We start from the raw sequence: 18,445 nt of genomic DNA on the forward strand, positions 1-18,445 counted from the left end.
CGCTTTATCGGTCCGCGCCCACTGATGGCGGAGTGACATCGTCGCTTGAAACCGGCACCGTCGGCGCCATGAATATAGGCAGACGATCATTGAGGATGCGTATTTCACGCTGGTTGAATGGAACCGCAATGTGATTGTTCTTCAACGTCTGCCAGATCGCCCGGTTGACCTTCGACAGGATATTGCTCCGACCATTTTCCGGGTCGGCAATCCAGAAGCCTACTTCGACTTCCAGTCCATCGGCGCCAAAGCGTTGCAGGTTGGCCGTCACGCCAGGTTTCGTCAAGACGCGATCAATCGAAGCAACTGCCGCCTCAAGCAACGGCAGCACGGACTCGATATCCGTATCGTAGGACACCGTCACCTGCGTCTTGAGCCACAACGCGCGATCGGTCAGCGAATAATTCTGCACCGGACCGGAGACAAACAATTCATTGGGAATGACCGACTCGATCCCGTCCAGGCCGCGCAATACCGTATAGCGTGTGTTAATGCGGGTGACCTGGCCGTAGAACCTGTCGACGGTCACCATGTCACCGACGGCCATGCTGCGTTCCAGCAGGATCACGAAACCCGAGACATAACTGCCGACGATTTTTTGCAGTCCAAGTCCAAGGCCGACGCCAAGCGCGCCACCGAACACGGACAGGACAGTCAGGTCGATTCCCACCAGCGACAGGCTGACCAATACTGCAATCAGGATCAGCAAAGCCCGCGCCATGCGCGCCATTACGGCGCGCAATGACGAATGCACCGACTCCAGACGCATGAGTCGCTGTTCCAGCCCGGCGCCGGCCCACAATGCCAGCAACAAGGTGAGCAGCACGGACCCGACCGCCTGCAGTATCGTCAGCAGCGAGACCTTGTTGCGGCCCAGCGGCAGCACCGTCTTTTCGAGGGAGTCGATCAGATCCGGCCACAGGCCGGTGATATACATGGCGAACCCGGTCCACACCACCAGGGTAATGAGTTTTTCGAACACCATGACGGCATCGCCGACCCGCCCGGTACGGGCAAACACCCGACGCAACACATACAGACTCAGGCGCACCAGAACGAAACAAGCCACCAGCGGAATTGCCACGTTCAGCAGATTGACATGCTGGGTCCGCGCGAGAATGGGTCGGATCAACAGGATTAGCCCGAGCGCAATCGAGGGCGACAAAACGCGTGAAAAACTTTCCAGTCCGATGCGCAGAATGCCCGCATTGCTGTCCTTGGCCGCAAAGCCAAGCCGGATCAGGCGCGCCAGAATCCAGCCGACCAGCAGGCATCCGGCCAGCACCGCGACCTGCCAGAACACAGCCGGCTGCTGCAGATCGGACCAGAGGTCAAGCAACTGCTCGGAAAGAAAAGACTGTGTCATTGGCGTCTATTGTTCGGCAACCGGCGCCACTGGCTTCTGACGCTCGAGAACGGCAGCGAAAAATCCATCGGTCTGGTGCTGGTGCGGCGTCAGCTTCAGATAATCCTGCATCTCGAGCTCAATGCGCTGCTCCGCCAGGATTTCCTTCATCGGCACCAGCACGAAGTCCGGATGCGTGGCCAGGAATGCCGCGACGATGGCTTCGTTTTCCTCATCGAGCAAACTGCAGGTCGCATACACCAGGCGTCCGCCTGCCTTGAGCAACCTTGCCGCACCCGACAAAATCGAGGTCTGCTTGACATTGAGCTCGGCCACGCCTTGCAGGGTCTGGCGCCATTTCACGTCGGGGTTACGGCGCAAGGTTCCGAGGCCACTGCAGGGAGCATCGACCAGAACACGATCGATCTTGCCCGCCAGCCGTTTGATCTTCGCATCGTTTTCATGCGCGATCTGGACCGGATGCACATTCGACAGGCCACTACGGGCCAGTCGTGGCTTCAATTTGGCGAGACGCTTCTCCGAAATGTCGAAGGCATACAAACGTCCGGTGTTGCGCATGGCAGCACCGAGCGCAAGTGTCTTACCGCCTGCGCCGGCGCAAAAATCGACCACCATTTCGCCGCGCTTGGCGCCGACGATCTGGGCCAGCAACTGGCTGCCTTCGTCCTGTACTTCGATCAGACCGTCCTTGAACAGCGGCAGATTTTGCAGCGCAGGCTTCTTCAGGACGCGCAGACCAACCGGAGAAAACGGGGTCGGCGCCGACAAAATCGGCGCCTGGGCCAGCGCCTCCATCACCTCCGGACGAGTGGCCTTGATCAGATTGACGCGCAAGTCCAGCGGGGCCGGTTCGTTGAGTGCCGCAGCAAGCGTCAGCGCGCCCTCTTCGCCGTCACGCGCAACCAGCATGTCGAACAGCCATGCCGGCAAGTTCGAACGCATTTGCGCTGGCAGCAGGTTGCGATCGATCTGCATCGCATTCTCCAGCCATGCGGTCTCTTCTTCGCTCAAGCCACCGAGCGCGTCGATGCCGACCGCGCCGGCCAGACCCAGCAAGGTCATGCGGCGCATGGTGGGGCCGTTGCCTGACTCTGAAAAGCTGGTGTAGACCGACTTGTTGCGCAGAATGCCGTAGATGCCCTCGGCAATTGCCCCGCGTTCGCGCGAACCCAGTTTCGGATGTTCGCGGAAGTAGCGTGACAGGGTGCCATCGGCGGGACCGGTGAAGCGCAGGATATCGCGCAGGATTTCCTCGGTGTTGTTGACTATCGCGGGTGGCAATCTCATGCAGTGGCTTTCGAAAATGGTGCGGTGTTACAAAGGCAAATCGGTTAGTTGCACGCGGCCATCGACCAACTGCAACCGGCCGTCAATGAACCAGCGGACCGCCTGGGGATAGAGCAGGTGTTCCTGCTCAAGCACGCGTTCGGCGAGAGTTTGTTCCGAGTCATTCGGGAATACGGGCACCGCCGCCTGCGCCACAATTGGACCGTGATCCAGGTCGGGGGTGACGAAGTGCACGGTGACGCCATGCACCTTCACGCCGGCAGCCAGGGCCTGGCGATGCGTGGCAAGACCGGGGAAACTGGGTAACAGGGACGGATGAATATTCATCATGCGACCCCGGTAGTGATCGACAAATGGCGTGGTCAGGATCCGCATGAAACCGGCCAGGACAACCAGATCAGGCACAAAATGGTCAATGGCGGTCTGCAAGGCTGCATCAAAACTGTCACGATCAGCGAAATCCCTGCTCGCCACGACGGCTGTCGCAATTCCGTGACTGGCGGCGAATTCCAGCCCCTTGGCATCAGGGCGGTTGCTGATGACGGCGGCAATCCTGCAATTCCACTTCTGCTGTTGCGCGCTCCGGACGATCGCCTGCATGTTGGTTCCGCGCCCCGAGATCAAGATCACGATATTTCTCATGGCGCGCATTGTACTCTACCGGGCCAAAACGAAAAACCGGCCAGGACGCCGGATTGATGATGCGTGCATTCGTGTCCGGCGCTATTGAAATGAATAGAAAACGCGGAATGGAACCTTCTTCTCGCCCCAGAAATCGGCCGCATCGCGGAACACATCCAGGAGCGTTTCGCGCGCTTCCTTGTCGAATTTCGGCGTATTCGGAATTTGTTCCAATACCACCAGGAAACCTGGTTGCGGACCCGCCTTGAACGTCAGGTCAGTCAGGCAATCGGCCAATGCATCGAAATTTTTTCCGAAATGTTTGGGAAAATGGAACGCCTCGGCAATCCCGGCCAACACCTGCTGTTTGGTGAGCGCATCAGCACAATATGCGTACAGGAAATGCTGTCCGAGACGGGCTGCCTCGTCCTGCAGATCTGCCACCCGAAAAGCACGGATGGACTGCACCACATTTGGCAGCACGGTTTTAAGCAAACTCATTTCTCCCCTCAGTTCGAACAATCATGATGATGTACTGCCTGGATGTTACTTTTCAACAATGCGCTGGAATGTTGCATAGTGATCGGCGGTATAAAAATAATCGGCGCCCTCTGCCGGCTTTCCACCAACAATAATGCGACGTGCTCCACGGTTATGGGCGCGCGGCGTCGGCACTGTGTATTCATGGTAATACCCGCGCCGATGACGCGGCAATTGCTGTTCGTAGTTGCCGAAAACCACCCCATCTTTTTCATAGGGAAAGGGCCCGCCGCGTTTGATCAACGCCAGGGTCGTGCTGGCTTCCGGAGGCAATACGTCAAGGCCAATCCCCGTTTGCGGTGCCGGCTGCTTCGCGAAGGCTGTCGATGCGAACAGGATTGCGGCAAAACCGTACATCCCCAGCTTCTGCGCATTGACGATCACCGTGCGTCCCTTGACTCTAATTGCAAATCTGACAGGTAAACCCTGCAGTATCCCGTAGGGTAACGTGTTGTGTTGCTCGAATCAACCCGAATTACCACTTCCGCAAACGCAGTGGCGAAGGCAAGAATTGCCCGTCATGTTGCACCGCACCGCCGCGCGGGCGAGGCGATAACATAATTTGTTTCAATCATTTACGCGACAGCGCCGGGTTCCACCGGGTCTAATGTCACTCATGTCAGAGTGCATTGCACGCAAAGGAGAACTCAAATGGAAAACGTTGCCAGGAAGTTTTTGATTGCCGCCAGCATCGGAGTCATCGCGCTGGCAGCAAGTATCGGCGCCGAAGCGCATGATCGCAACGGCGTCAATTGGTCAGTAAGCATCGGCGCCCCCGGCTATTACGCCCCGGCACCCGTCTATGTCCAGCCGGCGCCGGTATACGTTCAGCCGGCACCCGTGTATTACCGGCCTGCACCAGTCTATCTTGCACCGCAACCGGTGTATGTTGGCCCGGGCCCTGTGCGAATCGGCTATGGCCCAGGTTACTACGCACCTTACCGCGGACAGTATTATTCAAACCGTGGCTATTACCGCCACCATCATCACCATCGTTACGATCGAGACTGAAAGGCGGGCAGGTCCGCCGTCTCGGCGTCAGGGGCCACAATGCCGCCGTCGTTGATGGTGGCCGCGCCGAAAAACGCCAGGATTTCTGCGCGCTTGGCATGTGCGTCCTGCTCACCAAGCGCAATCAGTTCACGCGTGTAGCTTGACTCAAACAAGAGGTAGGACGCCAGCGCCGCGCCACGTACCTCCGTGGCGCCAATGCCGGCGAGCATCATGCGGATCGGCTTTGGCAAGCTACCCGTATGGCGACTGGCAATTTCGTCCAACCGCTGCGACGGTGCGACCACCAGCATTTCAACCGGGCGCAACGTTGTTTTGCGCCTCTGCTCCTCATTCAATACCGACAGCGTCAAATTCACCCGCGTGATGCGCTCGATATCGACCGCCAGGCTGTCAAGAAAAATACTCGACATGGCATGCCCGGCGATCTGGGCCAGGCTGGGGTAGCGCGGCACGTCCGTCTTTGTCTGCTCAGGTTCATGCAGGCGCCCGGCGCCAATCACGAAGATGCGGTCCGCGCCGAGGTGAATGGCGGGTGATATCGGCGCCAGTTGGCGCATCGAACCGTCGCCGCAATACTCCCGGCGGCCATCGCAGTACAGCTGCGTGGCGGGGAAAATCAGCGGAATCGCCGACGATGCCAACAAATGCTCAACCCCGATCTGGGCCCGCATCGATAGTCGCTGGCTGCGCACCCACGGCGCGATGTTGGCTTCGGTTTGATAGAACGTGATGTGCTGACCACCGGTGTAGGACGAGGCCGTCACCGCCAGCGCATGCAGCTTACCGTCGAGCAGGGCGGCATCCAGCCGGGGGAAATTCAGCATCCGGTTCAGCAGTGTGACCAACGGCGTGTTGTCGAGCAACGAATTGGGCGGGTTGGCACGCCACTGCCGAAGCAGCCAGCCGAACGACAGCAGCGACAGCCAGCGCGCACCGGAACGCATGACTCCCAGTGAATCGGCCCGGTACACCTGTTCTACCGAAAAGGTTTCCCATATTTTCAGCAGGTGCGCCAGCCCCTCGCCAAAGTCATCTGCGTGGCAAGCCAGTGCCGTTGCGTTGATTGCGCCGGCCGAGGTGCCGCAGATAATGTCGTACGGATTTTGCGTGGTCGGCCAGCCTTCGTCGCACAGAATCTGCGAAACCGCCTTGAGCACGCCGATCTGATAGGCGCCGCGCGCGCCGCCGCCGGTCAGCACCAGACCGGTCTTTTTATGTTCTGCCATCCCCTGCCCCCGACTTGCGTTCAATCGCCCTTGACCAGTCCCTCACGACGCGGATCGGCGCCACCGAACCAGACATCCTCCCCGTGCACGGTCAGGCGCATGATTCCTTGCAACCCGGAGGTCTGCTCCATCACGCGGACATCATGTCCCTTGGCTTTTAGCGCCGCTGCCAGCACATCCGCGCCGGGCCCCTGCTCAAGCTCGGTCGGCCCATTGCGGCTGCCAAAGTTCGGCAGACTGATTGCTTGCTGCACATTCAGGCCCCAGTCCATCATGCCAATCAACACCTTGCCGACATAATTGATGATGGCCGAGCCACCCGGCGAACCGACCGACAGCATCAACTTGCGGGTTCCCTTTTCGAACACGAATGTCGGCGCCATCGCGCTGCGCGGACGTTTGCCGCCCTGCACGCGATTTGCCACCGGCCCGTTTGCATCGGCCGCATCGAACGAAAAATCCGTTAGCTGATTATTGAGAATGAAGCCATCGACCATTTGCCGCGAGCCAAAGGCGTCCTCCACCGAACTGGTCATCGACACCGACTGTCCCTGCGCATCGACTACCGAGATATGCGACGTCGACTTCAATTCCGGTGAGGTGTCGAGACCGAGCGCCACCGGCATTCCGGCCGGCACGCCAAACTTGGCAATGCCCATCGAACGGCTGCCGATCAGCGCGGCACGCGTGGCGAGGTAGTTCTTGTCGAGCAGCGACGCCGCGCTGTGTTCCGGCAGCGGCACGAAATCGGTATCTGCCACATAGCGCGCACGGTCGGCAAAGGCCAGTCGGCCGGCTTCGGCAAACAGATGCACGCCCTCGGGATTGAGCACGCCGTCGACAGGTGGCCACGCGGCCATGTTGCGTTGCTCAAGCACGCCAAGGATCTGCGCAATGGCGATGCCGCCCGACGACGGCGGCGGCATGCCGCACACGGTCCACAGTTTGTAATCGCTGCAAATCGGCTCGCGCATCTTGGCTTCATATCCACCGATATCGGCTTCGGTGAGGCCACCAGGATTGGTTGGGTGGCCCTGCACCTTGTTGGCAATATCGCGTGCGATGCGGCCCTTGTAGAACGCGTCCGCCCCACCATCGGCGATCTCGTGCATGGTCTTTGCCAGGGCAGGATTTTTCAACAGATGACCGGCGCTCCATGGCTTGCCGTCGGCATCATAAAAATAGGCAGTGGCATCGGCGTCCTGCTTCAGATTTTTTTCCGCCGCCAGCAAGGTTGCCAAGCGCGGACTGACCATGAAGCCTTCTTCGGCAAGCTTGATGACGGGCGCAAACAGCGCGGCCCAAGGCAGCCTCCCATACTGGCGATGCGCCATCTCGAGCATGCGCAATTCCCCCGGGGCGCCCACCGAGCGGCCACCCACGACCGCCTGAATGAACGGCAAGGCTTTGCCGTCAGGACCCTGGAACAATTTATCGGTGGCACTGGCCGGCGCGGTCTCGCGACCGTCGAAGGCTTTAACATTGCGCCCGTCAAAATACATCAGGAAGCCGCCGCCGCCGATACCGGAAGATTGCGGCTCAACCAGCGTCAATACCATTTGCGTGGCGATGGCGGCGTCAATGGCCGAGCCGCCGGACTTGAGAACCTGGTAACCGGCATCAGTGGCAAGCGGGTTGGCGGCGGCAACCATGAATTTGTTGGCGACCACGCCGACCTTTTCGGTGTAGCCACTGGCCGCTTCAGGCGGCTGGTAGCGGAAGGTCGGTTGGCTGGCGCAAGCGGCCAGCAACGACCCGACACATGCTATCGAGAAAAATTTTAATTTGACCATGCGGACTCCAATAAAAAAAGGCAAGCGCACTGCTTGCCTGAGTGTATGCCGCTGACCGGTCGCTGTCATTTTTAAAAGCCATCAACCGGATGGTTCGCAAATTATTTTGGCTGCATGCGGATCGCGCCATCGAGGCGAATGGTCTCGCCGTTGAGCATCACGTTTTCAATAATCGCCTTGGCCAGATGCGCGTACTCGTCGGGACGACCGAGGCGCGATGGAAACGGCACCATCTTGCCCAATGCATCCTGCACTTCCTGCGGCATGCCGAGCAGCATCGGGGTTTCGAAAATGCCAGGCGCAATCGTCATCACCCGCACGCCGCTGCGCGACAGGTCGCGCGCCATCGGCAACGTCAGCCCGACCACGGCCGCCTTCGATGAGGCGTAGGCGGCTTGTCCGATCTGTCCATCGTATGCCGCGACCGAGGCCGTGTTGATGATGATGCCGCGCTCGCCTTCCGCCGTGGCGTCGGATTTTTCCATCGCCGCCGCAGCCAGGCGCGCCATGTTGAAGGTGCCAACCAGATTGATGTTCACGGTGCGCTGGAATACATCGAGCGGATGCGGTCCGTTCTTGCCAACCGTCTTCACTGCCGGCGCGACGCCGGCGCAATTGATCAGCCCACGCAGCGTGCCCATCGCCGTGGCCGCCGCCACCGCCGCCGTGCCATCCGCTTCGGAGGTCACATCACACTTGACGAACTTGCCGTGCAGTTCGGTGGCGAGCGCCTCGCCCGCCTCGACCTGGACATCCGCCAGCACCACCTTGCCGCCATTGGCGACGATCATGCGCGCTGTCGCAGCGCCCAAACCGGAAGCGCCGCCGGTGATCAGAAATACGTTGTCATTGATTTGCATGGTGTCCTCGAAGGAGATGAAATGGGGAAATGCGGAACGGTGGATTGACGCTTACGTCAACGTCAACAGGCGACGATTGTAGCGAACTTCACCGCCACCCTGATGAAAAAAAGCAGCCGAAGCTGCCTTTTCCGGAGACCACAAAAGCAGGCGACTATTTTGCCACCGGCTCCGGTTCCGGCACCGGTGTCGTAATCGGCGTCGGCACCACCACGACTGCCGCGGTGCGATCGTGCATGCCACCCAGTTGCATGCCGGTCGCCGGCAACAGCGGCACCATCAACAGGGCCACGATGTTGATGATCTTGATCAGTGGATTGACAGCGGGGCCGGCCGTGTCCTTGTACGGATCACCGACCGTATCGCCGGTGACCGCGGCCTTGTGCGCTTCCGACCCCTTGCCGCCGTGATGACCATCTTCGATGAATTTCTTGGCGTTGTCCCACGCGCCGCCACCGGTGGTCATGGAGATGGCGACAAACAATCCGGTCACGATGGCGCCCATCAGCAAACCACCCAGCGCCGCAGGCCCGAGCAACATCCCGACCAGGATCGGCACGATCACCGGCAGCAGCGACGGCACGATCATTTCCTTGATGGCCGCAGTGGTCAGCATGTCGACCGCCTTGTCGTATTCCGGCTTGCCGGTGCCATCCATGATGCCCTTGATGTCGCGGAACTGGCGCCGAACTTCGACCACCACGGCGCCCGCGGCACGACCCACCGCCTCCATTGCCATCGCGCCAAACAGGTACGGAATCAGTCCGCCGATGAACAGGCCGACGATGACCAGCGGATTGGACAGTTCGAACGACGTGCTCTTGCCCACCGAGTCGAGTGCGTGGGTGTAATCCGCAAACAGGACCAGCGCGGCCAGTCCGGCCGAGCCGATGGCGTAGCCTTTGGTAACCGCCTTGGTGGTATTGCCGACCGCATCGAGCGGATCGGTAATCGCGCGCACCGAATCGGGCATGTGCGACATCTCGGCGATGCCGCCGGCGTTGTCGGTAATCGGACCGTAGGCGTCAAGTGCTACGATGATGCCGGCCATCGACAGCATCGAGGTCGCCGCGATCGCGATACCGTACAGGCCGCCGAGGTAATACGATACCAGGATCGCCGCACACACCGCCAGCACCGGGTAGGCGGTCGACTTCATCGACACGCCAAGTCCGGCAATGATGTTAGTGCCATGGCCGGTGGTCGAGGCCTGCGCGATGTGCTGCACCGGCTTGAAATCGGTGCCGGTGTAGTACTCGGTGATGTAGACCATCAGGCCGGTCAGCACAATCCCGACAATGGCCGATCCCATCATCGCCGGCCGCATGTCGGCAGGCATGACGGTCCATGTGACGATGGCGAAACCGATCAAGGACAGGCCGGCGGCCCACCACAGTCCGGTGTACAGCGCCGACATGATTTTCTTGCCTGGCTTGGCCTTGACCATCGCGCATCCGACAATCGAGCCGATGATGGAGACCGCACCGAGCAGCAACGGATACAACGCGGCCTGCAACTCGTTGCCCTTGACCAGCAACGATCCCAGCAGCATGGTTGCAATCAGGGTCACGACGTAGGTTTCGAACAGATCCGCAGCCATGCCGGCGCAGTCGCCCACGTTGTCACCGACGTTGTCTGCGATCACAGCCGGGTTGCGCGGGTCGTCTTCAGGTATGCCGGCCTCGACCTTGCCGACCAGATCGGCGCCGACGTCGGCGCCCTTGGTAAAAATCCCGCCGCCTAGTCGCGCAAAGATCGAAATCAGCGAAGCGCCGAAGGCCAGTCCGATCATCGGCTGGATCAGGTCATGCAACGCTGCCGTACTGGTTGCAGCGCGCGTCAGATACCAGAAAAACAGGGTCACGCCCAACAGGCCCAGACCGACCACCAGCATGCCGGTGATCGCCCCGCCCTTGAAGGCGACGTCGAGCGCTTCGTTCATGCCCTTGGTGGCCGCTTGTGCGGTGCGGACGTTGGCCTTGACCGACACATTCATGCCGATAAAGCCGCAGGCGCCCGACAGGACCGCGCCGAGCAGGAAGCCAACCGCCGTGGTCATCCCCAGGCCCGGCAGCACGGCAATGAGGACGAAAAGGACGGCACCGACAATGCCAATGGTGCGGTACTGGCGCGCCAGATAGGCCGACGCCCCGAGTTGGATCGCAGCGGCGATCTCCTGCATGCGGGGATTGCCCGCATCCTGCTTCAGAATCCAGCTACGCGACGTCAGGCCGTAAAGCACGGCGATGATGCCGCACGCGACGGCGAACCACAAACCTGTTGCTGCCATGTCCAATTCTCCTTATGTTCACATCAAAGTTCACATCGGAAAGAGAATGGCGAGCTCGCACGGCAATACGGCCGGGACGTGCGGATCGTCATGCTCCGGTACCTCCTCCCCCACGCTACCCCGCCAGTCCGGTTGTCTGTTTGATGTAAATGGACTTGATCGAGATGGCGCGCACTTTCTGCTACGCAGGCGAAAAAAAAGCGGACATGCAGTCCGCTTTTTTCTATTTTTCGAGCGCCGCAAAGGCTGCGTCGCGGATCGTTTCTACAGGTCCGACCCCCGCAATCTTGCGATACTTCGGTGCACCGGGCAGGCCCGACTGGGCCCACTGGTTGTAGTAGTTGAGCAGCACTTCGGTTTGTTCGTGATACACCGCCAGACGTTTCTTGACGGTCTCTTCCTTGTCGTCGTCGCGCTGGATCAGTTCCTCGCCGGTCACGTCGTCGACATCGGCGACCTTGGGCGGATTGAATTTGACGTGGTAGGTCCGGCCTGAATTGCAGTGCAGGCGGCGACCGCTCATGCGTTCGACGATGGCTTCATCAGGCACGTCGATCTCCAGGACATAGTCCAGCGCCACACCAGCCTCTTTCAAGGCATCGGCTTGCGGAATGGTGCGCGGGAAACCATCGAACAAATAGCCGTTGGCGCAATCGTCATGCGTGAGGCGCTCCTTGACCAGTCCGATGATGATCTCGTCCGAGACCAGGCCACCCGCATCCATGACCTGCTTCGCAGCAAGCCCCATTGCGGTTCCGGCCTTGACGGCGGCGCGCAGCATGTCGCCTGTCGAGATTTGCGGAATGTTGTATTTTTCTTTGATGAACGTGGCTTGTGTGCCCTTGCCGGCACCGGGCGCTCCTAAGAGGATGAGGCGCATTGGATTTCCTAACTGTTTTTGAATTTTGGCGGTGATTGTCTCGTACAACGCGGACCCGAATGGTCATGTTGTATCACACGAACTTTGCACGAAACTTACCATACAATTTCACCATATCGTTTCCGCAACATTGATTTCGATCCGGCGCAGCTGCAAAAGTCGGCCTGCCGCCGCAATCGGCATCGATTGACAGCGCGTCGTCAGGTGTCGAAATGACGCCTTACCCGGAACAGATCCTCGGGCGTATCGATCCCTGCAGTCGGCGCGCTCGCCGTGACATGGACCGCAATCGGATAGCCATGCCAAAGCACCCGCAACTGTTCCAGGGCTTCGATCTGTTCAAGCGGACTGATTGCAAGACTGGAATACGCCTGCAGGAAATCATTGCGATAGGCGTACAGCCCGATATGGCGCAACGGCTGGTAACCGGCGGGCATGGCCTGCGCCTGACCGGCAAAGCCATCGCGATGCCAGGGAATCACTGCACGCGAAAAGTACAGCGCGCGCCCATGGCGGTCGAGCACGACCTTGACCACATTGGTGTTGAACAGTTCTTCCGACAGCGCGACAGGATGCGCCGCCGTTGCCATCGGCACCTGCGCACCAATTTGCGCCGCCGTCGCGCTGATCAACGCAGGATCAATCAGTGGCTCGTCGCCCTGCACGTTGACCACTACTGCGTGATCCGGCAATCCCAGCCGGGCAGCCACTTCAGCAATCCGGTCGGTGCCGGACTGGTGATCGGCGCGGGTCATTTGCACTTCAATGTCGTGCGCGGCACAGGCGGCGCGAATGGCTTCGTCATCGGTGGCGACAATCACGCGCGCGGCGCCGGCCAGCGCGGCGCGCTCGGCGACCCGCACCACCATCGGTTTGCCGCCAAGATCGACCAGCGGCTTATTGGGCAGTCGGGTCGACGCCAGACGGGCGGGAATAATGACAATGAAGGGCATGACAGGCGGCGCAGACGCGCAAGATGGGTGAATCAGACCGATTGGCCAGCGGCCGGCGGCACCAGATGGCGCACCACCGTTTCGCGCGCTTCGTCAGCCCACATGATCGGAATGCCGTCGCGGATCGGGTAGGCCAGCTTGTCGGCGTGGCAGAGCAATTCCTGGGCTTTCTTGTCGTAGGCCAGCGGACCTTTGCACAACGGGCAAACCAGGATGTCAAGCAGTCGGGTGTCCATGCAATTTCTCCAGGATGAGTTGGGCAAGCGGGCCATCGATCTGCGCTGCGACCGGCACGACCCACAGACGCGAATCGGCTTTCAAGGCCTCTATTTGCCGACATTTTACTGCATCCTTCTCGGTGATCAGGATCACGTCGGCGTGCACTGACCTGAAAGGATCATCGCGAAAGTCGTGGTGGTCGGGCAGCGCCATGGTCCGGATCGTCAAACCCGCAGCGCGCAGCATGCTAAAAAATCGTTCCGGATTGCCGATCCCGGCGGCCGCCAGGATACGACCGGACAGGTCACCCAGCGCGATGCGGCGGGTGGGGTCAACCAGCGCCTCGGCAAACCCGCCCACCAGCCGCATGCGGTGCGAATCGGCAGCAATATCGGCAGCAACGCCTGGCGGTGTCCGCGCGGCATTGACGACAGTAAAATCGCGCCGGCGCGAGACCGGCTCGCGCAATGGGCCGGCCGGCAGCAGCCAGCCATTGCCGGCGCCGCGCTCATCGAACAGGACGATTTCGACATCGCGCTGCAGCCGGTAATGCTGCAAGCCGTCATCCGACACAATCACATTCACTGCCGGGTGTTTCTGCAGCAGCGCGCGTGCTGCCGCCACCCGATCCCGTCCCACCATCACCGGACAACCGGCGCGCTGTGCGATGAGCAACGGCTCGTCACCCACCTCGGCTGGCAGCGCGTCCGGCGCGACGTCGATGACGCTATCGTGCCGCGTCCCGTAGCCGCGCGAAATCACCCCCGGCACATAGCCGGCATTGCGCAGGGCATGCACCAGCCAGATCACCAGCGGGGTTTTGCCGGTGCCGCCAACAAACAGATTGCCAACCACGATGACCGGCGCCGGCAAGCGGCTGCTGAGCAGCCGACCGCTGCGATAACCGTTGCGCTGCATTGCGCCGAGCGCGCCGAACAGCAGTGACAGCGGCCACAACATGCAGGCCAGCACGCCGCGGCGCTGCCAGGCGCGCAGCAAAAGGGATTCCAGCGTGGCGGCGTTGCTCGCCAAAACTACTTGTTGCCGGAAGTTTGGGCTGCGAAGGTCACCCGGGCAAATCCGGCCAGGCGTGCTGCCTCAAGCACGTTGATGACCGATTGATGGGCGGCGGTGGCATCGGCGTTGATGATGACGATCGGATCTTTCTTCGAATCACCCTTGCCATTGGCGGCATTGCGCAATTCATCCGACAGGCCGATCGCATCACGGAATGCCACCTGGGTATTGTTGACGGCATAACGTCCCTGCGAATCGACCGCGACATTGATCTCGAACGGCCGGTCCACCGCCTTGTCGGCATCGGCTGTCGGCAACGTGATTTGCAGTTCGGTGAACTTGCTGTACGTGGTCGTCACCATCAGGAAGATCAGGATCACCAGCAACACATCGATGAACGGGATCAGATTGATTTCGGGATGTTCCCGCGCCTTGCCGCGTCGAAAATTCATGGGGTCAGTCCTTGTGCGCGCTCATTTGCGCGCGCCGTGAACGATGTCGACAAACTTCACCGCCTGCTGTTCCATGTCGACAATGAAGCCGTCGACCAGCGCGCGGAAGTGCCGATAGAACACCAGCGACGGCATCGCAATGGCCAGCCCGAAACCGGTGTTGTACAACGCCACCGAAATGCCATGTGCGAGTTGCGCCGGATTCGAGCCGGTGGCGTTCTGGGCGCCGAAGATTTCGATCATCCCGACCACGGTGCCGAACAATCCCATCAACGGCGCGAGCGTCGCAATGGTGCCGAGCGTCGTCAGAAACCGCTCCAGTTCATGCGCCGTCGCCATGCCTGCTTCCTCGATCGACTCCTTCATGATGTCGCGCGGCGCGTTGATATTGCGCAGACCGGCGGCCAGCACGCGGCCCAGTGGGGAATTTTTTTCCAGGTTGGCCACGACATCCGCATTGACCTTGCCATTGTGATAAACCCGGATGACTTCCTGCAGCAGTGTTGGCGGGAGAATTCTGCTGCGACGCAGATACAGGAGGCGTTCGACAATCAGGGCCAATCCGATCACGGAGGCAATGAGAAGTGGCCAGATGGGCCAGCCGGCGGCGTGAATGATGGCGAACAAATGAAACTCCCCGAAACGACCAACTGGTCTGGATGCAGAATGTAACGTGTTGAGGGAGCCAGAGCAAGTGGCCTTGCGCGGGCCGATTCATTGCATAATCCCGACTTCCGTGCGGCCGGGCTGCGACGCGCTGATGCAACCAATAGTTATTCACAAAATCGGTGGGTAACTTTGTGGACAACTTATTCGGACGGTGCCAAAGACCCTGATTTGCTTGAAGTTTCCGCTCATGCATCTTAAAAAGGCAACTCCAGATTCCTTTTAAAATCAATGCCTTGTAAAACGTTCCATTTAATCGATGAATTAATGCTGACAAAACCACCATCTGGCGTGCCTGTGGACAGCTTTCCCTCTGGAGGGCCGCATGAACACTGACTTTTTGCCTGAAGAAGCCCAAACTGCGCCACCTGTGCTTACGGTTTCGGCCCTGAATCAAGCCGTGTCGCGCATGCTGGAACAGCAGTTTCCGTTACTTTGGGTCGCTGGCGAAGTGTCGAATTTCACCAAGGCGGCGTCCGGCCACTGGTATTTTTCTCTCAAGGATGCATCGGCGCAGGTGCGCGCCGTCATGTTCCGTGGCCGTGCCCAGTATGCCGGGTTCGTCCCGCGCGAAGGCGACAAGGTCGAGGTGCGTTCGCTGGTGACCCTGTATGCGGCACGGGGCGATTTTCAGCTGAGTGTCGAGGCGATCCGCCGCGCCGGCGTTGGCAATCTGTACGAAGCGTTCTTGCGACTCAAGCAGCAATTGCAGTCGGAAGGGCTGTTCGATCCGGCGCGCAAGCGCTCCCTGCCGTATTTCCCGCACGTGATTGGCATCGTGACCAGCCCGCAGGCAGCCGCGCTGCGTGACGTGCTGACCACGCTGCGCCGGCGCGCGCCGCACATCAGGGTGATTTTGTACCCAAGCCCGGTCCAGGGCGAAGGCGCTGCCCAGCGCATCTGCCGTGCCATCGAAACCGCCTCGCGACGCGCCGAATGCGACGTGCTGCTGGTGTGTCGTGGTGGGGGCAGCATTGAAGATTTATGGTCGTTCAACGACGAAGCGGTGGCGCGGGCGATTGCCGCCTGCTCGATGCCGGTGATCGCCGGTATTGGGCATGAAACCGATGTCACGATCGCCGACTTCGTCGCTGATCTGCGCGCCGCGACACCGACTGCTGCGGCGGAACTGGCCGCGCGACCGCACGAAGAATGGCTGGCCCTGGTCACCGACGCCGCGCTGACGCTGTCGCGCCGAATCCATCGACGGCTGGCGGATCGGGCACAAACGCTGGACTGGTTGTCGCATCGATTGATCAGCCCGGCCGCCACCATTCGACTGGAGCAGAACCGGCTATCCGGTTTGCAGACCCGACTTGGCGGCGCGGCCCGCACGCCGCTCAACGACGCCCGGCATGCGTGGCGGCTTTTGGCCAGTCGCCTGAAAGCGCAATTGCCCGACAGCCGCACTGCGCGTCTGCGCGTGACCGACTGCGCGCACCGGCTCGGCATCAGCTTCACTACTGGCAGTGCGCGCCAGCGCCAGCAATTGTCGGCATTGACGGCGCAGCTGGAGCTGCTCAATCCGCAGCGCACGCTGGAACGCGGCTACGCCATCATTGTCGATGCCAGAGGCGAGATTGTGCGCGCCACGCAGCAGCTGCAAGCGCGCGAACATATTACGGTTCGGCTGGCGCGCGGCAGTGCCCAAATTGGCGTGGCCAGCGTGCAGCCGATGATCGACGACTGATCAATCCGAAAGCGGTGGCAGCGCATCCGCTTTACAATGGCATGCTTGACAAATCAGCACGCCCGTTCACACCCCCGAAAGGAAGACCATGGAACACACTCTCCCCGCACTGCCGTATGCAATGGACGCCCTGGCGCCGCATATCTCCAAGGAAACACTGGAATACCATTACGGCAAGCATCATCAGGCCTATGTGACGAACCTGAACAACCTGATCAAGGGCACTGAATTCGAAACCGCCACGCTCGAAGACATCATCAAGAAATCTTCCGGCGGCGTATTCAACAATTCCGCCCAGGTCTGGAACCACACGTTTTACTGGCACTGCCTGACGCCAAATGGCGGCGGCGCCCCGACCGGCAAACTGGCCGAAGCCATCAATGCCAAATTCGGTTCGTTCGACAAATTCAAGGAAGACTTCAGCAAGTCGGCCGTCGGCAACTTCGGTTCGGGCTGGACCTGGCTGGTCAAGAAAGCCGACGGCTCGGTTGATCTGGCCAACACCTCCAATGCCGGCTGCCCGCTGACCGGCGCCGACACCCCGTTGATGACCTGTGACGTGTGGGAACACGCGTATTACATCGATTACCGCAATGCCCGTCCAAAATACGTCGAAGCGTTCTGGAATCTGGTCAACTGGGAATTCGTGGCAAAGAACTTTGCCTGATTAAGCCCATGTAGCCGCAAAAGCCAGACTAGCGCGTCTGGCTTTTTTTTCCGGATCGTACCTCTCAAAAATTATCAATATAATTTTTTCGATACTTTTTGCCTATCGAGCGCATCGAAACTATCAAATGGCCGCGTCGTGCCTGATTGGCTATGCTTCGTTCAACACCTGTCCCTCAACCAAAGCGAGAAACCTCATGTCCCTGATCAATACTAAAGTCAAACCATTCTCCGTCACTGCATTTCACAATGGCGCCTTCGTTCCTGTTACCGATGCTGACCTGAAAGGCAAATGGTCGGTGTTCGTGTTCTACCCGGCCGACTTCACGTTTGTCTGCCCAACCGAACTGGGTGATCTGGCCGACCATTACGCGACCTTCAAGTCGATGGGCGTGGAAATCTACAGCGTCTCGACCGACACGCATTTCACGCACAAAGCGTGGCACGACACGTCGGACACCATCAGCAAGATCACCTACCCGATGCTGGCCGATCCTACCGGCACATTGACCCGCAATTTCGATGTCATGATCGAAGAAGAAGGCCTGGCATTGCGCGGCACCTTCGTCGTCAATCCGGATGGCGATATCAAGCTGTGCGAAATCCATGACAACGGCATCGGCCGCGATGCCAGCGAATTGCTGCGCAAAGTGCAGGCCGCGCAATACATCGCCGCCCATCCGGGTGAAGTTTGCCCAGCTAAATGGACCCCAGGCGCAGCCACACTGGCACCGTCGCTGGATCTGGTTGGCAAGATCTAAGTTGTAGCCCTTCTGTGGCGCGGTCGCACCAGCCGCGCCACTGACTGCAGTACCCCTCCCCGATCAGCTGGATGATCCGACAGCAGGCTGATCGGGAAGGCGTGTTGCGCCCTGAAATCGACAACCCTTTCACAAAGCGAGCCC

19 protein-coding genes are annotated in these 18,445 nt (G+C 60.0%); 4 read left to right on the forward strand and 15 right to left on the reverse strand.

Annotated elements, in window-relative coordinates; genetic code table 11:
• Window positions 1-4: 4 nt before the first annotated feature.
• The 5 genes from RCH09_RS07595 to RCH09_RS07615 all read right to left on the reverse strand — a co-directional run bounded on the left by RCH09_RS07595 (window position 5) and on the right by RCH09_RS07615 (window position 4,171).
• Window positions 5-1,366 carry a mechanosensitive ion channel family protein gene (locus tag RCH09_RS07595; RefSeq protein WP_326940453.1) on the reverse strand — a complete coding sequence of 454 codons (1,362 nt, stop codon included), beginning with the start codon at window positions 1,364-1,366 and terminating at the stop codon, window positions 5-7.
• Between the two features lie 6 nt (window positions 1,367-1,372).
• Window positions 1,373-2,653: an RsmB/NOP family class I SAM-dependent RNA methyltransferase gene (locus RCH09_RS07600; RefSeq protein ID WP_326940454.1), complete on the reverse strand. Its 1,281-nt coding sequence runs from the start codon at window positions 2,651-2,653 to the stop codon at window positions 1,373-1,375.
• A 27-nt stretch (window positions 2,654-2,680) separates the two neighbouring features.
• Complete coding sequence (gene purN, locus RCH09_RS07605) at window positions 2,681-3,304, reverse strand: phosphoribosylglycinamide formyltransferase (RefSeq protein WP_326940455.1); 624 nt, start codon at window positions 3,302-3,304, stop codon at window positions 2,681-2,683.
• Between the two features lie 72 nt (window positions 3,305-3,376).
• Complete coding sequence (locus tag RCH09_RS07610) at window positions 3,377-3,775, reverse strand: barstar family protein (protein WP_326940486.1); 399 nt, start codon at window positions 3,773-3,775, stop codon at window positions 3,377-3,379.
• A 45-nt stretch (window positions 3,776-3,820) separates the two neighbouring features.
• Complete coding sequence (locus RCH09_RS07615) at window positions 3,821-4,171, reverse strand: ribonuclease domain-containing protein (protein ID WP_442785016.1); 351 nt, start codon at window positions 4,169-4,171, stop codon at window positions 3,821-3,823.
• A gap of 294 nt (window positions 4,172-4,465) precedes the next feature.
• Here RCH09_RS07615 and RCH09_RS07620 point away from each other — a divergent pair, with 294 nt between their 5' ends.
• Complete coding sequence (locus tag RCH09_RS07620) at window positions 4,466-4,825, forward strand: hypothetical protein (protein WP_326940457.1); 360 nt, start codon at window positions 4,466-4,468, stop codon at window positions 4,823-4,825.
• Here RCH09_RS07620 and RCH09_RS07625 read toward each other — a convergent pair.
• The 10 genes from RCH09_RS07625 to RCH09_RS07670 form a co-directional block, all read right to left on the reverse strand.
• Window positions 4,810-6,054, reverse strand: a complete 1,245-nt coding sequence (locus RCH09_RS07625; protein WP_326940458.1) for a patatin-like phospholipase family protein — start codon at window positions 6,052-6,054, stop codon at window positions 4,810-4,812. The genes RCH09_RS07620 and RCH09_RS07625 overlap by 16 nt on opposite strands.
• A gap of 20 nt (window positions 6,055-6,074) precedes the next feature.
• Window positions 6,075-7,847 (reverse strand): gamma-glutamyltransferase, encoded by a 1,773-nt coding sequence (ggt, locus tag RCH09_RS07630; protein WP_326940459.1) that lies wholly within the window; start codon window positions 7,845-7,847, stop codon window positions 6,075-6,077.
• 101 nt (window positions 7,848-7,948) lie between these two features.
• On the reverse strand, window positions 7,949-8,707 hold the full coding sequence (locus tag RCH09_RS07635; RefSeq protein WP_326940460.1) for a 3-hydroxyacyl-CoA dehydrogenase: 759 nt from the start codon (window positions 8,705-8,707) through the stop codon (window positions 7,949-7,951).
• A gap of 154 nt (window positions 8,708-8,861) precedes the next feature.
• Window positions 8,862-10,997: a sodium-translocating pyrophosphatase gene (locus RCH09_RS07640; RefSeq protein ID WP_326940461.1), complete on the reverse strand. Its 2,136-nt coding sequence runs from the start codon at window positions 10,995-10,997 to the stop codon at window positions 8,862-8,864.
• A gap of 223 nt (window positions 10,998-11,220) precedes the next feature.
• A complete protein-coding gene (gene adk, locus RCH09_RS07645) occupies window positions 11,221-11,877 on the reverse strand; it encodes an adenylate kinase (protein ID WP_326940462.1) in 657 nt (218 codons plus the stop codon).
• 200 nt (window positions 11,878-12,077) lie between these two features.
• Complete coding sequence (gene kdsB, locus RCH09_RS07650) at window positions 12,078-12,830, reverse strand: 3-deoxy-manno-octulosonate cytidylyltransferase (protein ID WP_326940463.1); 753 nt, start codon at window positions 12,828-12,830, stop codon at window positions 12,078-12,080.
• Window positions 12,831-12,862: 32 nt separating this feature from the next.
• Window positions 12,863-13,066 (reverse strand): Trm112 family protein, encoded by a 204-nt coding sequence (locus RCH09_RS07655; protein ID WP_326940464.1) that lies wholly within the window; start codon window positions 13,064-13,066, stop codon window positions 12,863-12,865.
• Window positions 13,047-14,081, reverse strand: a complete 1,035-nt coding sequence (gene lpxK / locus RCH09_RS07660; RefSeq protein WP_326940465.1) for a tetraacyldisaccharide 4'-kinase — start codon at window positions 14,079-14,081, stop codon at window positions 13,047-13,049. The genes RCH09_RS07655 and lpxK overlap by 20 nt, the downstream gene beginning before the upstream one ends.
• A 2-nt stretch (window positions 14,082-14,083) precedes the next feature.
• Window positions 14,084-14,518 carry an ExbD/TolR family protein gene (locus RCH09_RS07665; RefSeq protein ID WP_326940466.1) on the reverse strand — a complete coding sequence of 145 codons (435 nt, stop codon included), beginning with the start codon at window positions 14,516-14,518 and terminating at the stop codon, window positions 14,084-14,086.
• 21 nt (window positions 14,519-14,539) lie between these two features.
• Window positions 14,540-15,145: a MotA/TolQ/ExbB proton channel family protein gene (locus RCH09_RS07670; protein ID WP_326940467.1), complete on the reverse strand. Its 606-nt coding sequence runs from the start codon at window positions 15,143-15,145 to the stop codon at window positions 14,540-14,542.
• A gap of 364 nt (window positions 15,146-15,509) precedes the next feature.
• Between RCH09_RS07670 and xseA the strand changes: the two genes are divergently transcribed.
• The 3 genes from xseA to ahpC all read left to right on the forward strand — a co-directional run bounded on the left by xseA (window position 15,510) and on the right by ahpC (window position 18,301).
• The gene (gene xseA, locus RCH09_RS07675) at window positions 15,510-16,874 is read left to right on the forward strand and encodes an exodeoxyribonuclease VII large subunit (protein WP_326940468.1); all 1,365 of its coding nucleotides are present in this window, start codon (window positions 15,510-15,512) and stop codon (window positions 16,872-16,874) included.
• Window positions 16,875-16,962: 88 nt separating this feature from the next.
• Complete coding sequence (gene sodB, locus RCH09_RS07680; RefSeq protein ID WP_326940469.1) at window positions 16,963-17,541, forward strand: superoxide dismutase [Fe]; 579 nt, start codon at window positions 16,963-16,965, stop codon at window positions 17,539-17,541.
• A gap of 196 nt (window positions 17,542-17,737) precedes the next feature.
• Window positions 17,738-18,301: an alkyl hydroperoxide reductase subunit C gene (gene ahpC, locus RCH09_RS07685; RefSeq protein WP_326940470.1), complete on the forward strand. Its 564-nt coding sequence runs from the start codon at window positions 17,738-17,740 to the stop codon at window positions 18,299-18,301.
• Window positions 18,302-18,445 lie beyond the last annotated feature (144 nt).

It is taken from the genome of Actimicrobium sp. GrIS 1.19, from assembly GCF_035984655.1.
GTDB lineage: Bacteria > Pseudomonadota > Gammaproteobacteria > Burkholderiales > Burkholderiaceae_D > Actimicrobium.